General features: G+C 44.4%; 1 protein-coding gene and 1 pseudogene. Both read right to left on the bottom strand.

The window, feature by feature from the left end; all coding sequences use genetic code 11:
- Nucleotides 1-115 precede the first annotated feature (115 nt).
- A complete protein-coding gene (locus AC1DCD_RS10215; RefSeq protein ID WP_480349366.1) occupies nucleotides 116-970 on the bottom strand; it encodes an IS4 family transposase in 855 nt (284 codons plus the stop codon).
- Nucleotides 946-1,134 (bottom strand): annotated as a pseudogene (locus AC1DCD_RS10210) (DUF4372 domain-containing protein); the annotation flags it as partial. The pseudogene AC1DCD_RS10210 and the gene AC1DCD_RS10215, both read right to left, overlap by 25 nt.

Below are 1,134 nucleotides of genomic sequence, written 5' to 3'. Positions count from 1 at the left end.
ATCCTCCCCGAAGCCCAGTAAAATTGGACTTCGGGGTTTATTTTTTCAAAAGTAAGCCCCCTAATCGAAAAGACTTGATTCAGGCGACGCTTTTTGCATCTCCTTTGCAAGGAAATCATTCCAAGTTTTTTCGGGATTTTCCATGAATGCGATAAAATCGACGTAGTACATAAGCATAAGCCCGTATCATGGTAACAACTTGTGAGAATGCACAATGTCTCTTGATGCTTCTTGACAGGACTGTTATCAGCAGATTCGCTATCAAGACTACCCATGTCTGTATTTGTATGGCATTGACGCTGTCCCCATAGAAGAAATGAAGCGGGAAGTTCTGTTTAAGCTGTTTGTACAACGACTCGATAGCCCATCTTAGGCGGTATATTTCAGCAATATCCTCAACCGTAAAGTCAAAGTTGTTGGTCAATAGTACAACAGGTCTCTTTGTCTTGTAAAATATCTCCACCCTTCGTGCCTCGTGGGTGAGCTCTCCTCTTGTAAAAAGCACTTTCTGATCAATATGCGTTACGAGGCCCTCTGCATTGATATACGTAACAGATTTAAGTTCCTCATACTTAAGGTTTTTCTTCATTTTGGTCACGTAGCAAACACCCTCTTCTGTAAGACGTTGGAATTGCGCTACATCGACATAACCACGGTCCATTGCTAAAGTGGAGTCTTTGGGCAGATGCACCTCTTTGAGCAGGTAATGGTCGTGTTTTGCAGCTGAAGTGAGTTGCACCACCATTGGCACGCCGACATGATACTTCATTACCGTATGCACTTTCATACCGCCTTTCTTCTTGCCTGATTTTGGATGCCGCCCGACACCTTTGAGTATGTTGTCAAAGAGCGTTATAGTGGTAGAATCCATCATGTAAAGCAACTTCTCCCAGTCTTTAGGCTCGTGTGTCTGCCCCTTATAGCACTTGGAAGGGCGGCTGTCCGCTAAAAATTTGGCATACTTCTCCAAAAATACGCATAAACACTTGCAAAGAACTCCTGAGGGCGGCGTATATTGGCCTCAGCAAGTGTGCTGCGACGAACCAAATAGCTCATTCCGAGGTGTCTGAGCTTGTGAGCCTCTGCCTTCATGCCTATCTCAAGTTCGCGCAGAGAATCAAAGTGTTTGAGTAT

The sequence above is a fragment of the Prevotella sp. C0209C1 genome (assembly GCF_056583855.1).
The sequence above is the reverse complement of the archived record's forward strand: the minus strand, read 5'-3'. Positions and strand labels throughout refer to the sequence as shown.